Consider the following 21202-nt stretch of genomic DNA (forward strand, 5'->3'; position numbering starts at 1 on the left):
CGCGCGCTGGCGCGACAGCGCGGCGGCTCGATCCCGGGACCGGCATCGCGCGCTCGACCTGCACCGCGCCCCGTGCGCTCAGGGGGCGCAGGCGGCGCAGTCCCGGGCTCGAGGCCGCTCGCCGCCCGGGAGCAGGAATCGAAGGCATCTCGTTGACATGTCTGTTCGAGCTTGCTCGTATGGCGTGGCGAGGGCATCGGGTCTCACCTCCGCCCTGGCCCCGCGAGGCGACGAGATGTTCTCGGTGATCATCAGCGAGAAAGGGGGCGCGGAGCGCCGCGAAACCTTCGACCGGACAGAGATCAACGTCGGCCGCGTGCAGGGCAACGACCTGATGCTGCCGAAGGGCAACGTGTCGAAGCGACACGCTCGGCTGCTCTTCCGCGACGGGCGCTTCATCGTCACCGATCTCAAGAGCACGAACGGCACGTACGTCAACGGCCGGAAGATCGCTCAGGCGACGATCGTTCGCGAAGGCGACAAGATCTACATCGGCGACTTCGTGCTGCGGATCGAGACGGCGGCGGCCGGAACGGCCCCTCCGGACAGCACGGCGCCTCCGCGCGCGCCGGAAGAGATGTCCGGCGAGCCGGGACCTCTGCCCGATCGCGGGCCGCCGCCGTCCGCCGACAAAGGGCTGCACCGGTCGGCGCCGTTGCCGCTGATCAACGAGAGGGGCGAGCCGTCGCGCACCAGCCAGGGCGTGATCAGCCACTTTCCCCTCGAGAACGATCCGGACGAGTCGGTCGACGCGGCCGCGGCCATCCCTGTCCCCGGTCCGCCGCGCATCCCTTCGCCTCGTCCGCCGCTCACGCCGGGCCCGCAGGGCGGTGCGTCCGTCCCGCCGCTGCCTGCGCACCCGGCGATGACCACCGCACCGCCGGCGCGCGACGGCCGCGCCGTCAACGCCGCCACCCCGCCCCCCCAGGCGCCGCGCCCGTACGCGACCGCGACCCCGCTGCCTGCACAGAGCACAACGAGCACCGCCGCGGTGTCGCCGCAGGGCGCCTCGAACGTCGCCGTCCATCCGAGCGTGGTCCCCATCCCGAGCCGGCGCGCCATCCCACCCGTCTCGGATCGGGTCGACCGGGGACAGGGCGACTCGACGCAAGCCGTGGCGCACCGCCGGGCGCTCGGGCGCCTGATGGACCGGCTCGCCGACGTGGTCGATCTGACGCCGCTCGACAGCGGCGCGCCGCCGGACAGCGCGCTCGCCCAGCGCATCGCGCAGGCGACCTCCGCGGGCGCGGAGGCGCTCCGCGCGGCAAGCGAGCTCCCCCCCGAGATCGACGTCGAGGCGCTCGTGGCCGACGCGCAGCGGGAGCTCCTTTCGCTCGGCCCGCTCGACCGCTTGCTCGAAGACGCCGAGGTGAGCGAGATCCAGGTGTTCCGGTACGACCACGTGATCGCGATGCACGGGCGCAGGCGCGTCATCGCGGAGGTCGGGTTCAGCAGCGAGCGCGCGGTCGGCCGGGCCATCCGCCGGCTCTGCATGGCGGCCGGCCAGCCGATCGAGGCGGGCGCGAGCTTCGTCGAGCGGACCCTGCCGAAGGGGCGCCGCCTGTTCGCGGTGCTGCCGCCGGCCGCGACGTCCACCCTGGTGATCCGGAAGCCGCAGCGCCCCGACGTCACGCTGGACGACCTGGTGCGCAACGGGACGATCTCGCGCGCGATGGCCGGGCTGCTCGCCCAGTGCGTGCTCGGTCGCGGCAACCTCCTCGTCACCGGGACGCGGGACGCCGGGACGGGCTGGCTGCTCGGCGCGCTCGCTGCCGCGGCGCAGCCCGACGACCGGTTCGTGGTGCTCCAGGAGGAGGACGAGCTCGCCCTCGATCAGCCGAACACGCTGTCCATCGCGCTCGGGGCCACGACGGACGAACGCACCCGGGCCGTGCGGGCGGCCGTACGCATCCGGCCGGAGCGGGTCGTGGTGAGCTCGTTCTCTGGCCACGTCGCGGCCGAAATCGTGGACGCCATCGGCGGCGGCATGGACGGCGTGCTCGCGGCCTCCCGGGCGCCGACGCTGCGGCAGGCAGTGACGAGGCTCCCCGCCGACATCGCCGCGACCCGCCCCGGGATCACGCCAGAGACGGCGCGCGAGTGGCTGGTCTCGTCCTTCGACCTCGCGATCGAGATCGCGCTGCTCCGCGACGGTCGCCACCGGGTGCTCCGCATCGCGGAGCTCGCGGTGGAGGGCGGGCAGATCGCCATTCGCGACGTCTTCACCTTCGTGGTCGAGCGGACGGCCGCCGGCGGCGCGCTCGAGGGGACATTTCACCCCTCCGGGCTGGTGCCGGACATCGTGGAAGATCTTCAGTCCCGCGGGGTCAGCGTCGATACGTCGACCTCGTTCCGGCGAAATCGCTAGCGGCTGGCCGCGCGAAGGCTGGCCAGCGTGGCCAGCGCGAAGTACGCGCAACCGACGCGCAACCCACGCAACACGCGAGAGGAGAGCGTCTTGACGGGCGCCAGCTAGGAACGGAGGTTATGATGCCCAGTAGCCATGGCCATCCGCACCATCCTCCACTATCCCGACCCGCGCCTGCGTCAGAAGGCACAGCCGGTCGGGGACATCACGCCCGAAATCACGAAGCTTATCGACGACATGGCCGAGACCATGTACGCGGCGCCCGGCGTCGGCCTTGCGGCCACGCAGATCGGGGAGCCACACCGCGTCTTCCTCGTTGACATCGCCGCGGACAACGAGCCGAGCAACCTCCTCGTGTTCATCAACCCGGAGATCGTGCGGCAAGAGGGGCAGCTGACCGGCCCCGAAGGGTGCCTCTCGTTCCCTGGCATCAGCGAGGACATCAAGCGGGCCGAGCGCGTCACCGTCCGCGCCCGCGGGCGCGACGGCGCGACGTTCGAGATCGCGGCCGACGGCCTGCTCGCCGTGGCCATCCAGCATGAGCTCGATCACCTCGACGGCGTGCTGATGATCGACCGGATGGGCACGCTCAAGAAGCGCATCGTCCAGCGGAAGATGCAGAAGCGCGGAGCAGAAGCCGCGAGCTGACCTGCCCGGGCGCGCCGATCAGCTGCGCGCCGGGAAGGCGAGAGGGCCGCTGACGTACGCGTCGCGGCCGCAGAGCTCCCAGCGTGGATCGACGATCCGGGGCGCGTCGCCCGGCGTGTCCGGACCCGCCCAGTCGACCGCGCCCGGCCGGCCGCGGGGGCCGAGCAGGATCGGGGCGACGAAGGCGTGCAGCTCGTCGGGCAGGCGCGACGCGAGCAGGCTGCCGGCGAGCTCGGCGCCTCCTTCGACCAGGATGGAGACGATCCCCTGTGAGGCGCAGAGGCGCATCGCGGCGGTCACGTCGACCCGGCCCTCGGCCGAGGTTGGGGCGCGCAGGACGACGCAGCCAGCGTCGACGAGCACCTGCTCCGCCTCCTCGGGCGCGTCGGCGCCCGTGAGCACCCAGGTCGGCACCTCCCGCGCCGTCTGGGCGAGGCGCGTGTGGAGCGGCAGCCTGAGCCGCGTGTCGAAGACGAGCCGGATGGGGCTCCGCCCTCCGGGCGCGAGCGCAGGCTCGCGCAGGGTGAGCCGAGGGTCGTCGGCGAGCGCCGTGCCGATCCCGATCGCCACCGCGTCGTGCCGCGAGCGGAGCTCCTGGACCTTGGCGCGCGCCTCGGGGCCGGTGACCCACTTCGAGGCCCCCGTGCGGGTCGCGATGCGGCCGTCCAGCGACAGGGCGAGCTTGAGCGCGATGTGGGGGATGCCTGTCGTGATGAACTTGGTCCAGGGCGCGATCAGCGCGCGAGCCTCGGCGCCGGCGGCGCCGAGCTCCACGGCGAGCCCGGCGTCGCTGAGCCGCTGCGCCCCGCCGCCGACCACCGCGGGGTTCGGATCGGGCGCGCCGACGACGACGCGCTTGATGCCGGCGCTCAGAATCGCGTCCACGCAGGGCGGCGTACGCCCCTCGTGGTTGCAGGGCTCCAGCGTGACGTAGAGCGTCCCCCCACGCGCCGCGTCGCCGGCGGCCGCGAGCGCCAGCCCCTCGGCGTGGTCCTCACCCGCGCGCGCGTGGTGCGCGACGGCGACGACCTCCCCCGCAGCGTTCAGCACCACCGCGCCGACCGGGGGGTTCGGCGACGGCATCGCCTTGTGCGCCTCCTCGATGGCGAGGCGCATCATCGCGACGTCGAGCTCGGGATCGGGGCTGGGGGGCTTCGCAGACATCGAAGTGCCGGATCTACTAGGGCGCCTTGGCCTTCACAAGCTTGCCAAGCTCGACCATGAACTGGTCAATGTCCCGAAAGGAACGATAAACGCTTGCGAACCGGACATAGGCGACCTCATCGAGGGTACGCAGGTGGTTCATCACCCGCTCGCCCAGCTCGGTCGACAAGATCTCCCGCCGCTCGGACTCCTGCGCCTCGCGCTCGATCGCGTCGGCGATGGCCTCGATCTGGTCGGTGGACACGGGCCGCTTGTTGCATGCGATCCGGAGCCCTCGCACGAGCTTCTGCCGGTCGAACGACTCGCGCCGACCGTCCTTCTTGACGACCGTCGGCAGGATGTCCTCGACGCGCTCGTACGTCGTGAAGCGGCGCTCGCACGAGGCGCACTCGCGCCGACGCCGGATCACCTCACCCGCGCCGCCAGCGCGGGAGTCGATGACCCGGTCCTCGAGATGGCCGCAAAATGGGCACTTCATCGAGCCATCCAGCGCGGCGCGCGATCAGCCGTCGAACTGGGAGAACACGAGCGACACGTTGGTGCCGCCGAAGCCGAAGGAGTTCGACATCACGTGCTTCATGCGGCGCTCGCGAGAGGTGAACGGGACGTAGTCGAGGGTGCACTCGGGGTCGGGATCGTCCAGGTTGAGCGTCGGCGGCACCGCGCCGTGGCGCAGCGCGAGGGCGCAGACCGCCGCCTCGACCCCACCTGCGCCCCCGAGCAGGTGGCCCATCGCGGACTTCGTCGAGCTCACCCAGAGGCGCTTCGACGCCGCGTGATCGCCGAAGGTCTTGAGGATCGCCCGGGTCTCCTCGATGTCCCCCTGCGGGGTCGAGGTGCCGTGAGCGTTGATGTAGTCGATCGCGTCGGGCGCGAGCTTGGCGTCGTCGAGCGCCATCTTCATCGCTCGCTGCGCCCCGGCGCCGTCGGGCGCCGGCTTCGTGATGTGGTACGCGTCGCACGAGGCGCCGTACCCGACGACCTCTGCGTAGATCTTCGCGCCGCGCTTCTTCGCGTGGGAGAGCGACTCGAGCAGGAGCGACCCGGCGCCCTCGGCGCAGACGAAGCCGTCACGTCCCTTGTCCCAGGGGCGGCTCGCCCGCTGCGGCTCGTCGTTGCGCCTCGAGAGGGCGAACATCGCGCAGAAGCCGCCGATGCCGAGGCCGGTGATCGTCGCCTCCGCGCCGCCCGTGAGCATGATGTGCGAGCGACCTCGGCGGATCCACTCGAACGCCTCACCGAGCGAGTGCGCGCTCGACGAGCACGCGCTCGTGTTGCAGTAGCTCGCGCCCCGCAGGTCGAGCGCCATCGCCACCTGCCCTGCGGCGAGGTTGGCGATGACCGTCGGGATGAAGTAGGGGCTGACCTTTTGGGGGCCCTTCTCGTGCAGCGTGATCGAGTGCTGGAACAGGTACTCGAGGCCCCCGAGGCCGACACCGATGAACGTGCCGCACTGATCGCGGTCCTCGTCGGTGAGCTCGATCCCCGCGTCCTGCATGCACATCTGCGATGCGGCGACGGAGAGCTGGGCGAAGCGGCCCATCTCCTTCACCTTCTTCTTGGGGATGTACTCTTCCGGCACGAAGCCCTTCACCTCGCCGGCGAAGCGCGTAGGAAACGTGCTCGCGTCGAAGAGGGTGATGGGTGCGATACCAGACTGACCAGCTAGCAAAGATTGCCAGGTGGCCTGGGTGCCGAGGCCATTGGGCGTGACGAGCCCGATACCGGTGATGACAACGCGTTCCATGGCTCTTCTTGCCCTAGCGCCACCACAGAGGTGAGAGCACGTGCATCGGCGAAGAGCAGAGCCTTCGCTGGCTCACGCGCCAACCCACCTCCATGGTGACGCCGCGTCCGGTAGGGCGGTGGGGACGCTACTTCTTGTCCTTGGCATTCCTTTCGATGTAGTCAATCGCGTCCTGGACAGTCCGGATCTTCTCCGTGTCCTCGTCCGGAATGTCGATCTCGAACGCCTCCTCGAACGCGAGGACAAGCTCCACCAGGCCCAGCGAATCGGCGCCCAGATCGTCGATGAAACTCGCCTCAGGCTTGATGTCCTTCTCGTCGACGTCGAGCTGTTCCTTGATGATCCGCTTTACTTCGGCCGTGATGTCGCGACCTTCAGCCATGGTATTCCTCCCGGGAAAACGGAACCCCTAGTAGCCCATCGCCATCAGCGTTGCACCATCGAATTACCTGCGACCGCTTTTTTCGTGTGCGCCTGGTTTGCCGCTGTGCGTGACGCCTGGCAGCCGGGGTCCTCAAGCCAGCGCTCTCACACGTACATCCCACCGTTGACGCGCAGCGTCTCGCCCGTCACGTAGCTCGCCTCGTCGGAGCATAGGAATGCGATCGCCGCGGCGACCTCCTCTGCTCGGCCCGTGCGCCCGAGCGGGACCATCTTCGTCAGCCCCTCTTTCATCTCCGCGCTGATCGTCGTCGTCATGTCGGTGTCGATGAACCCGGGCGCCACGGCGTTGACGGTGATGCCGCGCCCCGCGTACTCGCGGGCGAGCGACTTCGTCACGCCGAGCAGGGCCGCCTTCGTCGCGGCATAGGCCGTCTGGCCGACGTTGCCCATCTCCGCCACAACGCTGGAGAGGAAGACGATGCGGCCCGTGCGCGCGCGCATCATGACCTTGGTCGCCGCGCGCGCGGACGCGATCGAGCCCTTCACGTTCACGGCGAAGAGGCGATCGAGGTCTTCCTCCTTGATCCGCAGGAGCAGGCCGTCGATCGCAATCCCCGCGTTCGCGACGAGGATGTCCAGCCGCCCAAGGCGCTTCGCCGCCTCGGCGATGGCGGCCTCGGTCGCCGGCAGGTCCGCGACGTCGAACCCGAGCGCCTCGGCCTTCCCGCCGCGCGCGGTGATCGCATCGACGACCGCGCGCGCCTCGGCCTCTCCGCGCACGTAGTTGACGATCACGTGCGCGCCCTGCGCCGCGAGCGCCTCCGACGCGGCACGCCCGATCCCCCGCGATCCACCCGTGACGATCGCAACTTTGCCCGTAAGGTCGAACATCGATGCCTATGCCTCCGAAAGGAACGCGCTCACGCGCTCAATCCCCGCCATGTCGCTCACGCTGAGCACCTTGATCTGCTTCGTGATCCGCTTCACCAGCCCGGCCAGCACCTTGCCAGGGCCGATCTCGAGGGCGTGCGTCACGCCATCCTCTGCCATGCGCTCGATCGTGCGCATCCACTGCACGGTGCCATCGATCTGGCGCAGGAGGAGCGACCGCACCCGCTCCGGATCGGCGTTCGGCGCGGCGTCGACGTTCGCGATCACGGGGAAGGCGAGCGGCATCAGCTGCGTGCGCTCCAGCTCGGGGCGCAAGCGTTCGGCCGCAGGCCGCATCAGCGCGCAGTGGAAGGGAGCGCTCACCTTGAGCGGGATGGCCTTGCCGCCGCGGGCGACGGCGAGCTCGCCCGCGCGCGCGACCGCGCCGGCGTGGCCAGCGATCACGATCTGACCCGGCCCGTTGTAGTTCGCCGGAGCGACCACCTCGCCCTGCGCCGCCTCGGCGCAGATCGCGAGCACCACCTCCTGGTCGAGCGCGATGAGCGCCGCCATGGCCCCCTCGCCCGCCGGTACGGCCTCCTGCATGGCGCTGCCCCGGATCCGGCAGAGCCTTACCGCATCCTCGATCTCGAGCGCGCCGGCAGCGACCAGCGCGCTGTACTCGCCGAGCGAGTGGCCAGCCGCGTACAGCGGCGGATCGAGGTTGGGCAGGTGCTCGATGAGGGCCGCGGCCACGGCGCAGCTCGTCGCGACGATGGCGGGCTGGGTGTTGCTCGTCTGCGTCAGCGCCTCCATCGGCCCCTCGAAGCAAAGCCGCGAGATCGGCTCGCCGAGCGCCGCGTCCGCCCGCGCGAACGCGCCGCGCGCGGCCGCCGAGACCTCCGCGAGGGCCTTGCCCATCCCCACCTCTTGCGCCCCTTGCCCTGGAAACAGCCAAGCGATTTTCACGTTTGCCCTCAATTCCAAGCCAGGGAGGCGGACGTCGTCCGTCCCCCGAACCACGTCATGCGGCCGGCGCGCGCGAGACTACCTCAGGCCGGATCGCCCGGCGAGCTCAAGCTAACGCGCAGACCTCGACCGCAACGCGGGCACACGCGCATGGCCCGCTCACATCCGGATGACGGACGCGCCCCAGGAGATGCCGGCGCCGAGCGCGCAGAACAGGACGTTTTGCCCCGGCTTGATGCGCCCGTCGCGCACCGCCTCGTCGAGGGCGATGGGGATCGATGCGCTCGACGTGTTGCCGTACTCCTCGATGTTGAGCACGAACCTCTCCAGAGGGAGGCTGAGCCGCGCGGCGACCTGGCTGATGATCCGCAGGTTCGCCTGATGGGCGACGACCCAGTCCAGGTCGCCGGCCGCCATGCCCGCCGTGTCGAGCGCGATCAGCGAGGCGCTGGAGAGGTTCTTCACGGCGACCTTGAAGATGTCCTGCCCCACCATGTGGACCTTGTTGCGGCTCTGCTCGATGCCCTCGGGCGTCAGCGGCTCGGCCGTGCCGCCGCCCGGGATGACCAGCGAGTTCGCGAGCGTGCCGTCGCTGAAGATCCGCGTCGAGATGATGCCCCTGCCGTCGCCCGACGCAGGCCCGAGCACGACCGCGCCCGCGCCGTCGCCGAACAGGACGCACGTCGTGCGATCCTTCCAGTTCAGGATGCGCGAGAGCAGCTCGACGCCGATCACGAGGACGTGCCGGGCCACACCGTTCGCGATGAACTGATCGGCGATCGTGAGGCCGTAGACAAAGCCCGCACAGGCCGCCGAGATGTCGAACGCGGGGATCTCCTGAGCGCCGAGCTTCTGCTGCACGTACACGGCGCAGGAGGGCATCGGGGTGTCGCCGCTGATCGTCCCGACGATGATCATGTCGAGGTCAGCCGCCGAGAGCCCGGCGGCCTCCAGCGCAGAGCGGCCGGCCGCGGCGGCCATGTCGCTCGTGAGCTCTCCCTCGGCAGCGATATGACGTCGACGGATCCCCGTCCGCTCGCTGATCCAGCTGTCGGAGGTGTCGACGATCTTCTCGAGATCGGTGTTGTGCACGACTCGGGCGGGCGCGTAGCTGCCCGTCCCGAGGATGCGGCTCCTCGGCTGCGGGGAGCTCATGCGACGGCCCCTCGCGCGTCCGCGCGAGCCGGCGCCGCGCCCAGGTGCGCGGGCGCAGCGTTCGCGCGCGCCGGCGCACCCGCGCCCGTCATGAGGCCGCGGTCGCCTTGGTCGCCTTCGCCTTGCGCCCGTTGTAGTGCCCGCAGGCGCCACAGGCGCGGTGCGGGAGCCGGGCTTCCCCGCAGTTCTCGCAAGAGACGAGCTGGACGGGGGTCACCTTGTCGTGGTTGGCGCGCCGCATGTCGCGCTTGCTGGGGGTGGTTTTCCTCTTGGGGACGGCCACGGAACTACTCCTTCTTGGTCTTCTTCTTCGGTGTCCCGGCCTTGGCCGGGGGGGGCGATGCAGGTTGCGCGCGCCTGTCAGAGCCGCTGGGCTTCAGTCCAAGCTTCTCTCGGAGCGCGCTGAGCGGCGCGAGCCGCGGGTCGAGGCCTGGAGCGGCCTCATCCTCCTCCGCCGCCCCGCGGACGAGGGACGAGGAGCCGCCTTCGCGGTCCTCTCGGGACGCGGCAGGACCGATACCCGGGCAAGCCTCCGAGCACAAGGGGAAGTTCGGCATCTCGAGGAGAATGGCCTCGCGAATGAACGGATCGAGCTCGACCGTCTCGCCGTCGTACGTGTCGACGTCGGCCTCGTCCGCCGTGAACTCATACTCCGGATCCTTCACCTTGCTGGCCCCAGGCTTCGCCGCGCCGTTACGGGCAGCGTCGTCCCGCCGGGGGCCGCGACCGTGGCCGTGGCCGTCCGCCTTCGGGGCAGGACGCAAGAGGAGCGAGAGCTCGGCGTCGACGTCCAGCGCGGCAGGGGCAAGGCACCGCGCGCAGGGCGTGGCGACGGGCGCCTTGACGCGGCCGCGCACGACGATCTCGTTCCCCGTCCGCGAGAGGCGGGCCGAGAGGTGGCCTGGCGCGCGCCCGGTGACGTCGGCGTCAGCGAGCGCCGTGTTCATCCAGTCGAGCGGCAGCGGCATGTCCAGCGAAATACCGGAGATGTCGATGTCATTGGCAGAGACGGCAAACTGGGACATGGGGTTCCGGGCCAGTGAAAGCGGAGCGTTTAGCGCGGGGTGCGTTGGCTCGCAAGAACGACCGGCGGCCGCCGTCACATCAGGCTGCATGGTAGCGTCGCCCGCGCATGGACCGTAGCGCCACGCCCGAGGCCCGGCCCCCGCCGCCGCCGGGCGCCGCCGATCGGCGGCCGGAATCTTCAGGGGAAGCGCGCTGCGCAGGTCGCCGCGCAGCGGTCGCGATCGCCCTCTACGCGCTCGTGACGCTCGCGTACGCCGCGAGCTCCTCCCGCGAGATCTTCGCGGCCCACACGCCCTACAACCACTATGCGTTGCTCGCGGAGGCGTGGCTCCACGGCCGCCTCGATCTCGGCGGACCGCCTCCGGCGCACGCTGGCGGCAACGACTTCGCCGTGTTCGACGACCGCTACTACGTCAGCTTCCCCCCCTTCCCCTCGGTCCTCATCGCGCCGCTCGTCAAGCTCGCCGGCAGCGCGGAGCGCGTGCGCGACGGGCAGTTCTTCCTGGCCTTCGCCGGCGTCGGGCCCGCTGTCCTCTTCCTCGCGCTGGAGAAGCTCTCGGCCTCGCGCCGCAGCCACCGCACGCAGGCCGAGAACGTCGCGCTCTCGCTGCTCTTCGCGCTCGGGAGCGTCTACTGGTTCAGCGCGGTGCAAGGGACGGTGTGGTTCGCGGCGCACGTCGTCGGCGTCGCGCTGGCGTGCGTCTATCTCTACTGCGCGCTCGAGGCCGCCCATCCGCTCGCCGCGGGCCTCGCCCTGGGCCTCGGCTTCGCGACCCGCACGCCGCTCGGCTTCGCCCTGCCGCTGTTCTTGTTCGAGGCGCTCCGCGTGGACCGCTCGGACCCGCGCGCCCTCGTGCGCCGGCTCGCCCTGTTCGCCGCGCCGGCGGCGCTCGTGCTCTCGGCGCTGCTCTGGCACAACCACGCGCGCTTCGGCGACGTTGCCGAGTTCGGCCACCGGTACCTCCACATCGCGTGGCGCGCGCGGATCGAGAAGTGGGGGCTCTTCTCGTACCACTACCTGCCGCGCAACCTCGCGGTGGTGCTCACCGGCCTGCCGTACACCCACGTGCAGGGCGCCCCCTTCCAGATCAACGCTCACGGGCTCGCGCTCTGGGTGACCACCCCGATCTACGCGTGGGCCCTCTGGCCCCGGCGCACGCCGCCCCCGTTCTGGGCGCTCGCCGCCACGGTGTCCGCGGTCGCGCTGCCGAGCCTCCTCTACCAGAACACCGGCTGGCTCCAGTTCGGCTACCGCTTCTCCAACGATTTCGCCCCGTTTCTCTTCGCGATGATCGCCGTCTCCGGACGCCGCTTCAGCGCGCCGTTCTACGCGCTCGGCGCGGCCGCGATCGCCGTCAACGGGTTCGGCGCGCTCACGTTCCAGCGCGCGGGCTTCGAGCGGTTCTACTTCGTCGAGCGCACCCAGCGGGTCCTGCACCAGCCCGACTGAGGCCGCCCGCGCCTCCGCGACGCTGCCGCGACGCCGCGCCGAGCGCGCTCCTCCCCCTCAGCACGGCCGGAGGGGGCGCGCTGCCTCGGGCGCGCGGGCGTTCCGGCGGGCGGCGCACGCGGGCCTTGGGTGCAGGGCGCTCGCCGTGCTAGCCCTCGCCGCGCCATGGAAGCTCTGCTCGACCCGGCCGCCATCGGGCGCGGCCTGCGGCGTATCGCGCTCCAGATCGCCGAGCGCGGCCGCGGCGTGGAAGATCTGGCGCTCATCGGGATCCGACGGGGCGGTGAGCCGCTGGCCAAGCGGCTGGCCGCGCTGCTCCTCGAGATCGAGGGGCACGCGCCGCCGGTCGGCGCCGTCGACATCACGCTCTACCGCGACGACGCTGCGACCGCCCTGCCGAACCCGCGCATCGGGCCCAGTCACATCTCCTTCCCCGTCGACGGCCGGCGCATCGTGCTGATCGACGACGTGGTCTACACCGGTCGCACCATCCGCGCGGCGCTCGACGCGGTGCTCGACTACGGGCGACCGCAGCGGATCGAGCTCGTCGCGCTCGTCGATCGCGGCGGCAGGGAGTTGCCGATTCACCCCGACTACATCGTCCGCGCGGTCGAGCTCGCCCCCGGGCAGCGCATCGACGTCGTGGAGCGCGCGGGCGAGCTCTGGGCTCTCGTCACCGCCGCCGGCACAAAGCTCTCGGAGCCCCCCCCGCCACCGGAAGGAACGTAAGCCAGCGCATGAGGAGGATCTACCCGCACCGACACCTGCTCGGCATCGAGGGTCTCTCGCGTACCGAGATCGTGGCCCTCCTGGACGCCGCCGAGTCGCTCTTCGACGTCTCCCGGCGGAGCGTGCGCAAGGTGCCCACGCTCCGCGGCAAGACGGTCGTGAACCTCTTCTACGAGCCGTCGACGCGCACGCGGACGTCGTTCGAGCTCGCGGGCAAGCGGCTCAGCGCCGACGTCATCAACATCAGCGTCTCCACCTCGAGCGCGGTCAAGGGGGAGTCGCTGCTCGACACGGTGCAGAACCTCCAGGCGATGCAGCCGGACGTGCTGGTCATCCGGCACGCCGCGTCGGGGGCGCCGCACCACGTCGCCGCGCACACGCGCGCCGCGGTCGTCAACGCGGGGGACGGCACGCACGAGCACCCGACGCAGGCGCTGCTCGACGCGTTCACGATCCGGCGCGCCAAAGGCCGACTCGAAGGGCTGGAGGTCGCCATCTGCGGCGACATCGTCCACAGCCGCGTGGCCCGGTCGAACGCGCACCTGCTCACGACGATGGGCGCGCGGGTCCGCTTCGCGGGCCCGCGCACGCTCCTGCCGATCGCGGGCGAGTCGCTCGGCGCGACGGTCTACGATCGGATCGAGCCCGCCCTCGAAGGGGCCGACGTGGTCATGATGCTGCGCGTGCAGCGCGAGCGGCTGAGCGGCAGCTTCCTGCCCAGCACGCGCGAGTACAGCCGCACGTTCGGGCTGAACCCGGCCCGGCTCGCGCTCGCCAAGCCAGACGCGATCGTGATGCACCCGGGGCCGATGAACCGCGGCGTGGAGATCGATCCGCGCGTCGCGGACGGCGCACAGAGCGTGATCCTCGACCAGGTCGAGGCCGGCGTCGCGGTCAGGATGGCCGTGCTCTGGATCCTGGCCGCGGAGGCCAACGAGTTCTCCGCGACCGGCGAGCCACGGCCCGCGCCCTGACAACCGCCCCAGCCGTCCGGGCGCGGCGGCGCAGCCGGGGCAGGCGGACGCCCTGGCCCACCGAACCATGAAAGACGCGGCCCCGCGCGCGGCTCCTCCCCGGCATACGCCTGCTCGCAGCGAACAGGGTTCCCTGTTGCGTCTCGTTTTAATAGGCTGGTCCATCTTTTTGAAAGGGTGGAGCCAACCATGTTTTCGCGAGACGTCCTCAGGATCGATGCCCCGGCGGTAGCGCAAGAGATCGAGCAGGCCATCCGGGATCAGGTGTTCGGTACGCTGCGGCGGCGCGGGGCCGTGGTCGGGATCTCGGGCGGGATCGACAGCTCCGTCGTCTCGACGCTGTGCGTCCGCGCGCTCGGCAAGGACAAGGTGCTGGGCATCTTCATGCCCGAGCGCGACACCTCCGATGACGCGCTCCGCCTCGGCAAGTTGCTCGCCGAGGGGCTCGGCATCGAGGCGGTCATCGAGAACATCAAGCCCGCGTTGACCGGCCTCCGCTGCTACGAGCGGCAGGACGAGGCGATCCGGATGGTCTACCCGGACTACAACGAGAGCTGGAAGTTCAAGATCACGCTTCCCTCGATCCTCGAGAGCGACAGGCTGAACGTCTCTCAGCTGACGGCGCAGCCGCCCGGCGAGGAGCCGCGCGTGAAGCGGATGCCCCTGAACGCGTACCTGCAGCTCGTCGCCGCGACGAACTTCAAGCAGCGCATCCGCAAGATGATGGAGTACTACCACGCGGACAGGCTCAATTACGCCGTCGCCGGCACGCCGAACCTGCTCGAGTACGATCAGGGCTTCTTCGTCAAGCAGGGCGACGGCGCCGCGGACTTCAAGCCGATCGCGCACCTGTACAAGAGCCAGGTCTACGCGCTCGCCGAGTACATCGGCGTCCCTGCCGACATCCGCAGGCGCGCGCCGACGACGGACACGTTCTCGATGCCGCAGGGGCAGGACGAGTTCTACTTCGCGCTCCCCTACGACAAGATGGACCTCTGCCTGTACGCCTACAACAACAACGTCCCGGCCGCGGACGCGGCGTCTGCCGTCGGCATCACGCCGCAGCAGGTCGAGCGCGTCTTCAAGGACATCGAAGCCAAGCGCCGGGTGGCGCAGTACCTCCACGCGCAGCCGCAGCTCGTCCGCGATCAGGGCCACGCCTGACGAGCCGCGCCGTCGGACGACGCGCGCCGCTGTCAACGGCATTCTCAGCTTGGTACGCCGTGCCCCGGTCGTGAAACCCGCCGGAAACAGCGCGGAGCCTCGCTGACATCCACTCACGTTGACGACGGCGACGGACGGGCTCGCAGCGAGATCGTCAGTCGCCAATCTCACCTCCGCGGCGCGCCCTGGCGGCGGCTTTCGAATGCGGACGGCACGGGGAACACCGCACGCGAACGAGCACGGACGCGTGCGTGACGTGCGTGAACCGTGCGCGCTTGCGCGAACGATGAACCGCGACCGCAACCGCGTCCTGCCGCGATCCGCGCGCTGGCCGTCGCTCCGCGGAGTGTTCTCGACAGGAAAGCCGGGGGGGTGATAGACGTGGAGACTACCTCCATGAGCACTTCCAGCATCGAATCGACGATTCGCAACTTCCTGGTCACCTCGTTCGGATACCGGGGCGCTACCGCCGATCTCGGGTCCGAGGTCGCTTTGCTCGATCAAGGGATCCTGGACTCGACGGCCGTCCTCGAGATCGTTCAGTTCCTCGAGCAGGATCTCGGCATCCAGGTCGCCGACGAGGAGATGGTGCCCGAGAATTTCGGCTCGATCGCCAGGCTCGTCACCTACGTGAGCGGGAAGAAGAGCAGCAACTAGCCCGAACCCCGGGGGGCGCATGAGCACGCAGCACACCGCTCGTCGCGATCCGCGCTCGGATCGCTTCCTCATCGACTCCGCGCTGCGATCGTTCGCCGCCTCTCGCCCCGACCACGTCGCGCTGGTCTGCGAGGGACGACGGATCACGTACCGGGAGCTGGACGCGCTGGCCGATCGCTGCGCCGCCCTGTTCCGCGAGGCGGGCGTGCAGCGCGGCGATCGCGTCATGGTCGCGCTCGACAACGGCGTGGACGCGGTCGTCGCGTACTACGGAGCGCTCCGGGCCGACGGCGTGCCGTCGCTGCTCGGCACCGCGATGCGGCCGCGGCGCCTCGGCCAGGTGATGGAGCTCGCGGGCCCCCGGGTGCTCGTGGCGGCGCGCGGCATGCGCGAGAGCCTCGCCGCCGTGGCCGAGCTCCCGCCCGGCGCGAGGCCGGCGGCGACGTTCCTGAGCGGCGCGGCTCCCCCGGCCGCCGCAGGGCCCCCGCCCGACGGGCGCGACTTCCAGGAGGCCCTGGCCGGCGCGCCTGGCGAGCCCCCTGCGCGCCGCGCGATCGAGCTCGATCTGGCGACGCTCTGCTGGACGAGCGGCAGCACGGGCGAGTCGAAGGGGGTCATGCTGACGCACCAGAACCTCCGCAACAGCACCGCGGCCATCGGCGCGTACCTCGAGCACACGGCGGACGACGTGATCCTCTGCGTGCTGCCGCTGTCGCACACCTACGGGCTCTTCCAGCTGCTCGTGACCCACGCGTTCGGCGGGACCGTCGTGCTCGAGAAGGGCTTCTCCATGCCGTGGCCCATCGTCCAGCGGATGGCCGAGGAGCGGGCGACCGGCTTCGCGGGCGTGCCGACGATCTTCGCGTCGATGCTCTCGCTCAAGAACTTCGCGAAGGCCGATCTCTCGGCGCTCCGGTACATGACGAACGCCGCGTACGGGCTCCCGGCGCCGCAGCTCCTGCGCCTCCGCGAGCTCCTGCCCAACGTCTCGTTCTTCGCGATGTACGGCCAGACCGAGTGCACGCGCGTCTGCTACCTGCCGCCCTCCCTGGCGCTCGATCGGCCGTCCTCCGTGGGTATCGCGATGCCAAACGAGGAGCTCTGGATCGAGCGAGAGGACGGCACGCACGCGGAGCCGGGCGAGGTGGGCGAGCTCGTCGTGCGCGGGCCGAACGTGATGCGCGGCTACTGGAGGAACCCCGACGCGACCGCACGCGCGCTCCGGCCGGGGCCCCTCCCGGGCGAGGTCGTGCTCCACACCGGCGACCTCTTCAAGATGGACGAGGACCGGTACCTCTATTTCGTCGCGCGCAAGGACGACATCATCAAGACCCGCGGCGAGAAGGTGAGCCCCCTCGAGGTCGAGTCGGTGATCTGCAAGGTCCCGGGCGTCGTCGAGGCGGCGGTCGTCGGCGTGCCGGATCAGGTGCTCGGGGTCGCGGTGAAGGCCGCCGTGGTGAAGGCCCCTGACGCCGCGGTGACCGCCGACGATGTCCGCAAGAAGGTGCGGTCCGAGCTCGACGAGGTCGCCGTGCCCAAGTTCGTCGAGTTCATGGATTCGCTCCCCAAGACGGCGAGCGGCAAAGTCAAGAAGAGCGAGCTCATCTGATATGTGCGGTATCGCCGGCCTCATCAACCTACGCACCGACGCGCCGAACCCCGACCGCGAGCTCGCCCTCAAGATGGCGCGGGCGCTCCGCCACCGCGGCCCTGACGGCTTCGGCATCTACCGCGATCGCCACGTCGCGCTCGCCCACTCGCGCCTGTCGATCATCGATCTCGACGGCGGCTGGCAGCCGATGGCCAACGCCGAGGAGACGCTCTGGGTCTGCTTCAACGGCGAGATCTTCAACTACATCGAGCTCCGCGAGGAGCTCACGGCGAAGGGCCACCACTTCCGGACCAAGAGCGACACCGAGGCGCTGATCCACGCCTACGCCGAGTACGGCGAGGCCATGGTCGATCGGCTGAACGGCCAGTGGGCGTTCGTCATCTGGGACGTCCAGCGGAGGCGCGCGTTCTTCTCGCGCGACCGCGTCGGCATCAACCCGCTCTTCTGGACGGTCCACCGCGGCGTCCTCCGGTTCGCCAGCGAGGTGAAGTCGCTCTTCCAGGACCCCACCATCCCCCGCGCGATCTCCCGCGAGGGCCTCGACGAGGCGCTGACGTTCTGGGCGCCGATCGCCCCGCTCACGCCGTACGAGGGCATCCAGCAGATCCCGCCGGGCGCGGTGGCGACGCTCGATCTCGATCGCGACGTGGCGCCGCGCGTCTCGGTCCGCTTCCGCCCCGAGTTCCCCGTCGGGCGCGCGCCCGGCGGCGACGAGGCGGGGCTCGTGTCCAGCGTGCGCGAGGCGGTCCGCGGCGGCTCGACGATCCGCCTGCGCGCCGATGTCCCCGTCGGCAGCTACCTGAGCGGCGGGCTCGACTCCACGATCGTCGCGGCGCTCATCGCCTCGAACCGCGAGGTGCCGCTGCGCACGTTCTCGGTCGAGTTCGCCGAGCGCGAGTTCGACGAGGCCGAGTACCAGCGCGCCGCCGTGGCGCACCTCGGCACGTCGCACGCGTCGATCCAGTGCGGTGACGCCGACATCGCCAGCGTCTTCCCGGAGGTCGTCTACCACGCCGAGGCCCCGCTCCTGCGCACCGCCCCGGCGCCGCTGTTCATCCTGGCGCGCCTCGTCCGGCAGAGCGGCTACCGCGTGGTGCTGACGGGCGAGGGCGCCGACGAGTTCTTCGCCGGCTACGACATCTTCCGCGAGGACCGGGTGCGCCGCTTCTGGGCGCGCCACCCGGACAGCAAGCTCAGACCGCAGCTCCTCCTCCGGCTCTACCCCTACCTGCAGCGGTCGCCTGTCGCGCAGGTCGAGATGGCCAAGGCCTTCTTCGGGCGGAACCTCGCGCAGACGGACGACCCGTTCTACTCCCACCGCCCGCGCTGGGACGCCACGAGCCGCATCAAGCTGATGCTCGATCCCGCGATGCGCGAGGGCATCGGCGACACCGCCGCGGCCGATCGCCTGAGGGAGCAGCTGCCGCGCGACTTCATGCGCTGGACGCCGCTCGCGCGCGCGCAGTACCTGGAGATCACGACGCTGCTCTCCGGCTACCTGCTCTCCTCGCAGGGCGAGCGCATGATGATGGCGAACTCGGTCGAGGGGCGCTTCCCGTTCCTCGATCCCAACGTGATGGACGTGGCGGACGCGCTGCCGGACGCGCTCAAGCTCCGCACCCTCGACGAGAAGCACGTGCTGAAGCGCGCGATGGGCGATCTCCTGCCGCCCGGCGTCCTCGCGCGGAAGAAGCAGCCGTACCGCGCGCCCGTGGTGCAGCCTTTCTTCGGGAGCGGGACGCCGGACTATGTCGAGGCGTGCCTGTCGCCGGATGCCATCAAGGACGCCGGCATCTGGCAGGCGCAGCCCGTCGCGGCGCTCGTCGCGAAGTGCCGCAAGACCGGCGGCAAGTCGATGAGCAACACCGACGACATGGCGTTCTGCGCGATCCTCTCCACGCAGCTCATGGCGCGCGACATCCTCCAGGGCGCGCGCGTCGTCTCGGCCGCCGACGACACGTCAGGCCGGCTGGGCGTCGACGTCGATCGGGTGCGCGACGCCGCAGGCTGAGCGGGCGCGCTCGGCCCCGCGCTGAGCAAGCGCGGGGCGCCTGCGGGCCGCCCCTCAGCGGGGGAGCTTGCGTATCGTTCCGCTGCTCTCGTCTGCCCAGTACACGAACCCGCCGGCGACCGCGATCCCGCGCGGGGTGCCGCCCTCGTACAGCGGCCGCGCCCTTTCCATGCCGTCCTTGCGCTTCCGCATCACGCGGGGCGACCCCTGATCGGTCCAGTAGACGAACTCATCGAGCCCATCCACGGCGATGCAGTCGGGGGACGCATGCGTCACGTCATCATCCTCGACGGCCGTCCAGACAGCCACCGCGTCCTCCGAGCCGTCCTTTGGCGCCCTCATGACGGCAGACAGCTCGCTGGCGTGATCCCCGCGCGGGCTGTTGGTCCAGTAGACGTGATCGTCGTCCACGGCGATGGCGTACGGAAACAGCTGCTCGTCGGCCAGCCGCTTCGTGTCGCCGGTCTGCCGATGCGTCTGGTTCACCGTGCCGCGCAGACTCCTGTCGACCCAGTACACGTGCTCTTGGTCGAGCGCGATGAGGTGCGGCGAAGCATTGCTGACCTCGAGGAACTCGTCGTCCGCCCATTCGCCGGGCATCAGGATCTGGCCGATGAGGCTCCCGTCGCCCGGCGTGCCGATGCCAGCCGCGCGCTGCGCCCAGAACACCGCGTTGTCGTCCGCAGCCACGCCGAGGGTCGCGAAGTCCGAGTCGAAGAGGACCTCTGGCGCGCGTGCTCCGTTGCGGTCCACCACCAAGACGTCCTTGTCGTTGAGGTTGGACCAGAAGACGCCGTGCTGGTTGACGGCGATCCCGTACGGAGCGTTCTGGCCGACGGCGAGCGTCGTGACGGCTCCGCCGAGGACCGACACCTTTTGCACGCTGCCGTCCGTGCCTTCGCCGGCGGTCCAGTAGACCTCGCCCTGGTAGACGGTGAGGAGGTTCGCGTTCGGAGCCTCGATGGTGGGAAACCCGCGCGCGATCTCCGTGGCCCCGCTGCAGCCGGTCGCGCTGCACGTCCCGCCGTCCAGGCACACCGCGCCGCAAGCGCCGCAGTTCTGGGGGTCGTCGAGCAGGTTCACCTCGCAGTCGTCGGGGTTGCCGTCGCAGTCCGCCGTGCCGGCCGCGCACGCATCGCCGCCACCGGTCGAGCTCGCGCCGGCTTCGCTCACCGTGAAGTCCCCGAGCACGCTGGTGCATGCCGCGGCGGTCATGATGACAACGCAGAGCATCGAGCCGATTCCGAACGCCTGGCGCATCAGAAACTCCCCTTCGCTCCCGCGGAGCCGAGCCCGATCACGGGCGTGATCGATATACCGGCGCGCTGCGGCGATCTCGGCGCTGTGAGCAGCAGGAACGCCCCCGCGCCGACGCCCACCGCGCCGATCGCGAACCCGATCGTCGAGAGGGTGCCCATCGCGTGGTAGCTGTCGATATCGCCCTTGAGCGACGGGTCGCACCGGCCGCCGGGGCAGCGCCCCGAGAGATCGCCGTGCTTGCCGAGCGCGAGCACGCCGCCGACGGCGCCGGCCGCGAGCCCGGCGCCGCCGAGCCCGAACGCGGCGATCGCCAGCACCGTGCGGCTGCTGCCGCCGGAACCGGAAGCAGGAGCGCCCTGGTCTGGCCGCGGCGCCACCGGCGGACTCGGCTTGACCGGAGGCGGCGGCGCGACTGGCTTGAGCTCGAGCGCGACGGTCTCGCTGGCGCCCTCGGCGAGCGTCACCTTCACCTCGAGCGGAGCGAACCCCGCGGCCGCCGCCCGGACGACGTGGTCGCCTGGATCGACCGGCCGCCGGACCCCGAGCGCGGCGCGCGGCACCGGCGCATCGTCGATCGTTACGGCGGTGGTGTCCGGCCCGATCACCGAGATGAGCACCTGCGGGATCCGGGGCGTGAGCGCGTCGAGCTCGCGTTGAGCGGCCGCGATCGCCTCGAAGAACTGCTCGGGCGATCTCTCCGGCACCCCCTCGCGGAGGATGCGGCTGTACGACTCCTGGGCCGCGATCCACTGGCCCACGCCCACCTGGGCGCGGGCTACGCCGAGCAATAGCGTCGGCGCGTGGATGATGGCGTCGGCGCGGCTGAACCGATCGAGCGCGGCCGCGAAGTCCCTTCGTTCGAGGGCCTCCTGCCCCTCCACGGCGAGCGAGCGCGCGGTCGCGCGATCAGCGTCCGAGACCTGCGCCAGCGCGGCGGGCGTGAAGGTCAGGGCGAGCAGCAAGGAAGCGATCCCGAGTCGACGAGCCATACGAAAGAGGTCCGTGCGAAGTGCT

20 protein-coding genes are annotated in these 21202 nt (G+C 70.8%); 9 read left to right on the forward strand and 11 right to left on the reverse strand.

The window, feature by feature from the left end:
- Window positions 1-157: 157 nt before the first annotated feature.
- The gene (locus tag WME97_RS20915) at window positions 158-2368 is read left to right on the forward strand and encodes an ATPase, T2SS/T4P/T4SS family (RefSeq protein ID WP_437554274.1); all 2211 of its coding nucleotides are present in this window, start codon (window positions 158-160) and stop codon (window positions 2366-2368) included.
- A gap of 135 nt (window positions 2369-2503) precedes the next feature.
- On the forward strand, window positions 2504-3016 hold the full coding sequence (def, locus tag WME97_RS20920; RefSeq protein WP_437300843.1) for a peptide deformylase: 513 nt from the start codon (window positions 2504-2506) through the stop codon (window positions 3014-3016).
- 18 nt (window positions 3017-3034) lie between these two features.
- Here the strand turns inward: def and ribD are convergent, their stop codons facing one another.
- The 9 genes from ribD to WME97_RS20965 all read right to left on the reverse strand — a co-directional run bounded on the left by ribD (window position 3035) and on the right by WME97_RS20965 (window position 10330).
- Complete coding sequence (gene ribD / locus WME97_RS20925; RefSeq protein ID WP_437554276.1) at window positions 3035-4180, reverse strand: bifunctional diaminohydroxyphosphoribosylaminopyrimidine deaminase/5-amino-6-(5-phosphoribosylamino)uracil reductase RibD; 1146 nt, start codon at window positions 4178-4180, stop codon at window positions 3035-3037.
- A 16-nt stretch (window positions 4181-4196) separates the two neighbouring features.
- A complete protein-coding gene (gene nrdR, locus WME97_RS20930; protein WP_012236442.1) occupies window positions 4197-4658 on the reverse strand; it encodes a transcriptional regulator NrdR in 462 nt (153 codons plus the stop codon).
- 24 nt (window positions 4659-4682) lie between these two features.
- Window positions 4683-5927, reverse strand: coding sequence for a beta-ketoacyl-ACP synthase II (gene fabF, locus WME97_RS20935; protein ID WP_437554278.1), 1245 nt, complete (start codon window positions 5925-5927; stop codon window positions 4683-4685).
- A gap of 127 nt (window positions 5928-6054) precedes the next feature.
- A complete protein-coding gene (gene acpP / locus WME97_RS20940) occupies window positions 6055-6309 on the reverse strand; it encodes an acyl carrier protein (protein ID WP_012236444.1) in 255 nt (84 codons plus the stop codon).
- A gap of 146 nt (window positions 6310-6455) precedes the next feature.
- Window positions 6456-7202 (reverse strand): 3-oxoacyl-ACP reductase family protein, encoded by a 747-nt coding sequence (locus WME97_RS20945; protein ID WP_437554280.1) that lies wholly within the window; start codon window positions 7200-7202, stop codon window positions 6456-6458.
- Window positions 7203-7208: 6 nt separating this feature from the next.
- Window positions 7209-8150 (reverse strand): ACP S-malonyltransferase, encoded by a 942-nt coding sequence (gene fabD, locus WME97_RS20950; protein ID WP_437554282.1) that lies wholly within the window; start codon window positions 8148-8150, stop codon window positions 7209-7211.
- 159 nt (window positions 8151-8309) lie between these two features.
- Window positions 8310-9305 (reverse strand): beta-ketoacyl-ACP synthase III, encoded by a 996-nt coding sequence (locus WME97_RS20955; RefSeq protein ID WP_437554284.1) that lies wholly within the window; start codon window positions 9303-9305, stop codon window positions 8310-8312.
- A gap of 88 nt (window positions 9306-9393) precedes the next feature.
- Window positions 9394-9588, reverse strand: coding sequence for a 50S ribosomal protein L32 (gene rpmF / locus WME97_RS20960; RefSeq protein WP_012236448.1), 195 nt, complete (start codon window positions 9586-9588; stop codon window positions 9394-9396).
- A 4-nt stretch (window positions 9589-9592) separates the two neighbouring features.
- On the reverse strand, window positions 9593-10330 hold the full coding sequence (locus tag WME97_RS20965) for a YceD family protein (protein WP_437554285.1): 738 nt from the start codon (window positions 10328-10330) through the stop codon (window positions 9593-9595).
- 107 nt (window positions 10331-10437) lie between these two features.
- Here WME97_RS20965 and WME97_RS20970 point away from each other — a divergent pair, with 107 nt between their 5' ends.
- The 7 genes from WME97_RS20970 to asnB all read left to right on the forward strand — a co-directional run bounded on the left by WME97_RS20970 (window position 10438) and on the right by asnB (window position 18928).
- Window positions 10438-11781 (forward strand): hypothetical protein, encoded by a 1344-nt coding sequence (locus tag WME97_RS20970; protein ID WP_437554287.1) that lies wholly within the window; start codon window positions 10438-10440, stop codon window positions 11779-11781.
- Window positions 11782-11946: 165 nt separating this feature from the next.
- On the forward strand, window positions 11947-12510 hold the full coding sequence (gene pyrR / locus WME97_RS20975; RefSeq protein ID WP_437554289.1) for a bifunctional pyr operon transcriptional regulator/uracil phosphoribosyltransferase PyrR: 564 nt from the start codon (window positions 11947-11949) through the stop codon (window positions 12508-12510).
- An 8-nt stretch (window positions 12511-12518) separates the two neighbouring features.
- The gene (locus WME97_RS20980) at window positions 12519-13484 is read left to right on the forward strand and encodes an aspartate carbamoyltransferase catalytic subunit (protein WP_272099608.1); all 966 of its coding nucleotides are present in this window, start codon (window positions 12519-12521) and stop codon (window positions 13482-13484) included.
- Window positions 13485-13673: 189 nt separating this feature from the next.
- Window positions 13674-14648: an NAD(+) synthase gene (gene nadE / locus WME97_RS20985; RefSeq protein WP_437554291.1), complete on the forward strand. Its 975-nt coding sequence runs from the start codon at window positions 13674-13676 to the stop codon at window positions 14646-14648.
- Window positions 14649-15044: 396 nt separating this feature from the next.
- The gene (locus tag WME97_RS20990; RefSeq protein ID WP_012236454.1) at window positions 15045-15305 is read left to right on the forward strand and encodes an acyl carrier protein; all 261 of its coding nucleotides are present in this window, start codon (window positions 15045-15047) and stop codon (window positions 15303-15305) included.
- A gap of 19 nt (window positions 15306-15324) precedes the next feature.
- The gene (locus tag WME97_RS20995; protein WP_437554293.1) at window positions 15325-16914 is read left to right on the forward strand and encodes a class I adenylate-forming enzyme family protein; all 1590 of its coding nucleotides are present in this window, start codon (window positions 15325-15327) and stop codon (window positions 16912-16914) included.
- Between the two features lies 1 nt (window position 16915).
- On the forward strand, window positions 16916-18928 hold the full coding sequence (gene asnB / locus WME97_RS21000) for an asparagine synthase (glutamine-hydrolyzing) (protein WP_437554295.1): 2013 nt from the start codon (window positions 16916-16918) through the stop codon (window positions 18926-18928).
- 54 nt (window positions 18929-18982) lie between these two features.
- Here asnB and WME97_RS21005 read toward each other — a convergent pair whose 3' ends face one another.
- Both WME97_RS21005 and WME97_RS21010 read right to left on the reverse strand, forming a co-directional pair.
- Window positions 18983-20188: a lipoprotein receptor gene (locus tag WME97_RS21005; RefSeq protein WP_437554297.1), complete on the reverse strand. Its 1206-nt coding sequence runs from the start codon at window positions 20186-20188 to the stop codon at window positions 18983-18985.
- Window positions 20188-21177 carry a hypothetical protein gene (locus tag WME97_RS21010; RefSeq protein ID WP_437554299.1) on the reverse strand — a complete coding sequence of 330 codons (990 nt, stop codon included), beginning with the start codon at window positions 21175-21177 and terminating at the stop codon, window positions 20188-20190. Before WME97_RS21010 ends, WME97_RS21005 begins: the two co-directional genes overlap by 1 nt.
- Window positions 21178-21202: the final 25 nt, after the last annotated feature.

This window comes from Sorangium sp. So ce367 (assembly GCF_051520455.1).
GTDB lineage: Bacteria > Myxococcota_A > Polyangia > Polyangiales > Polyangiaceae > Sorangium > Sorangium cellulosum_B.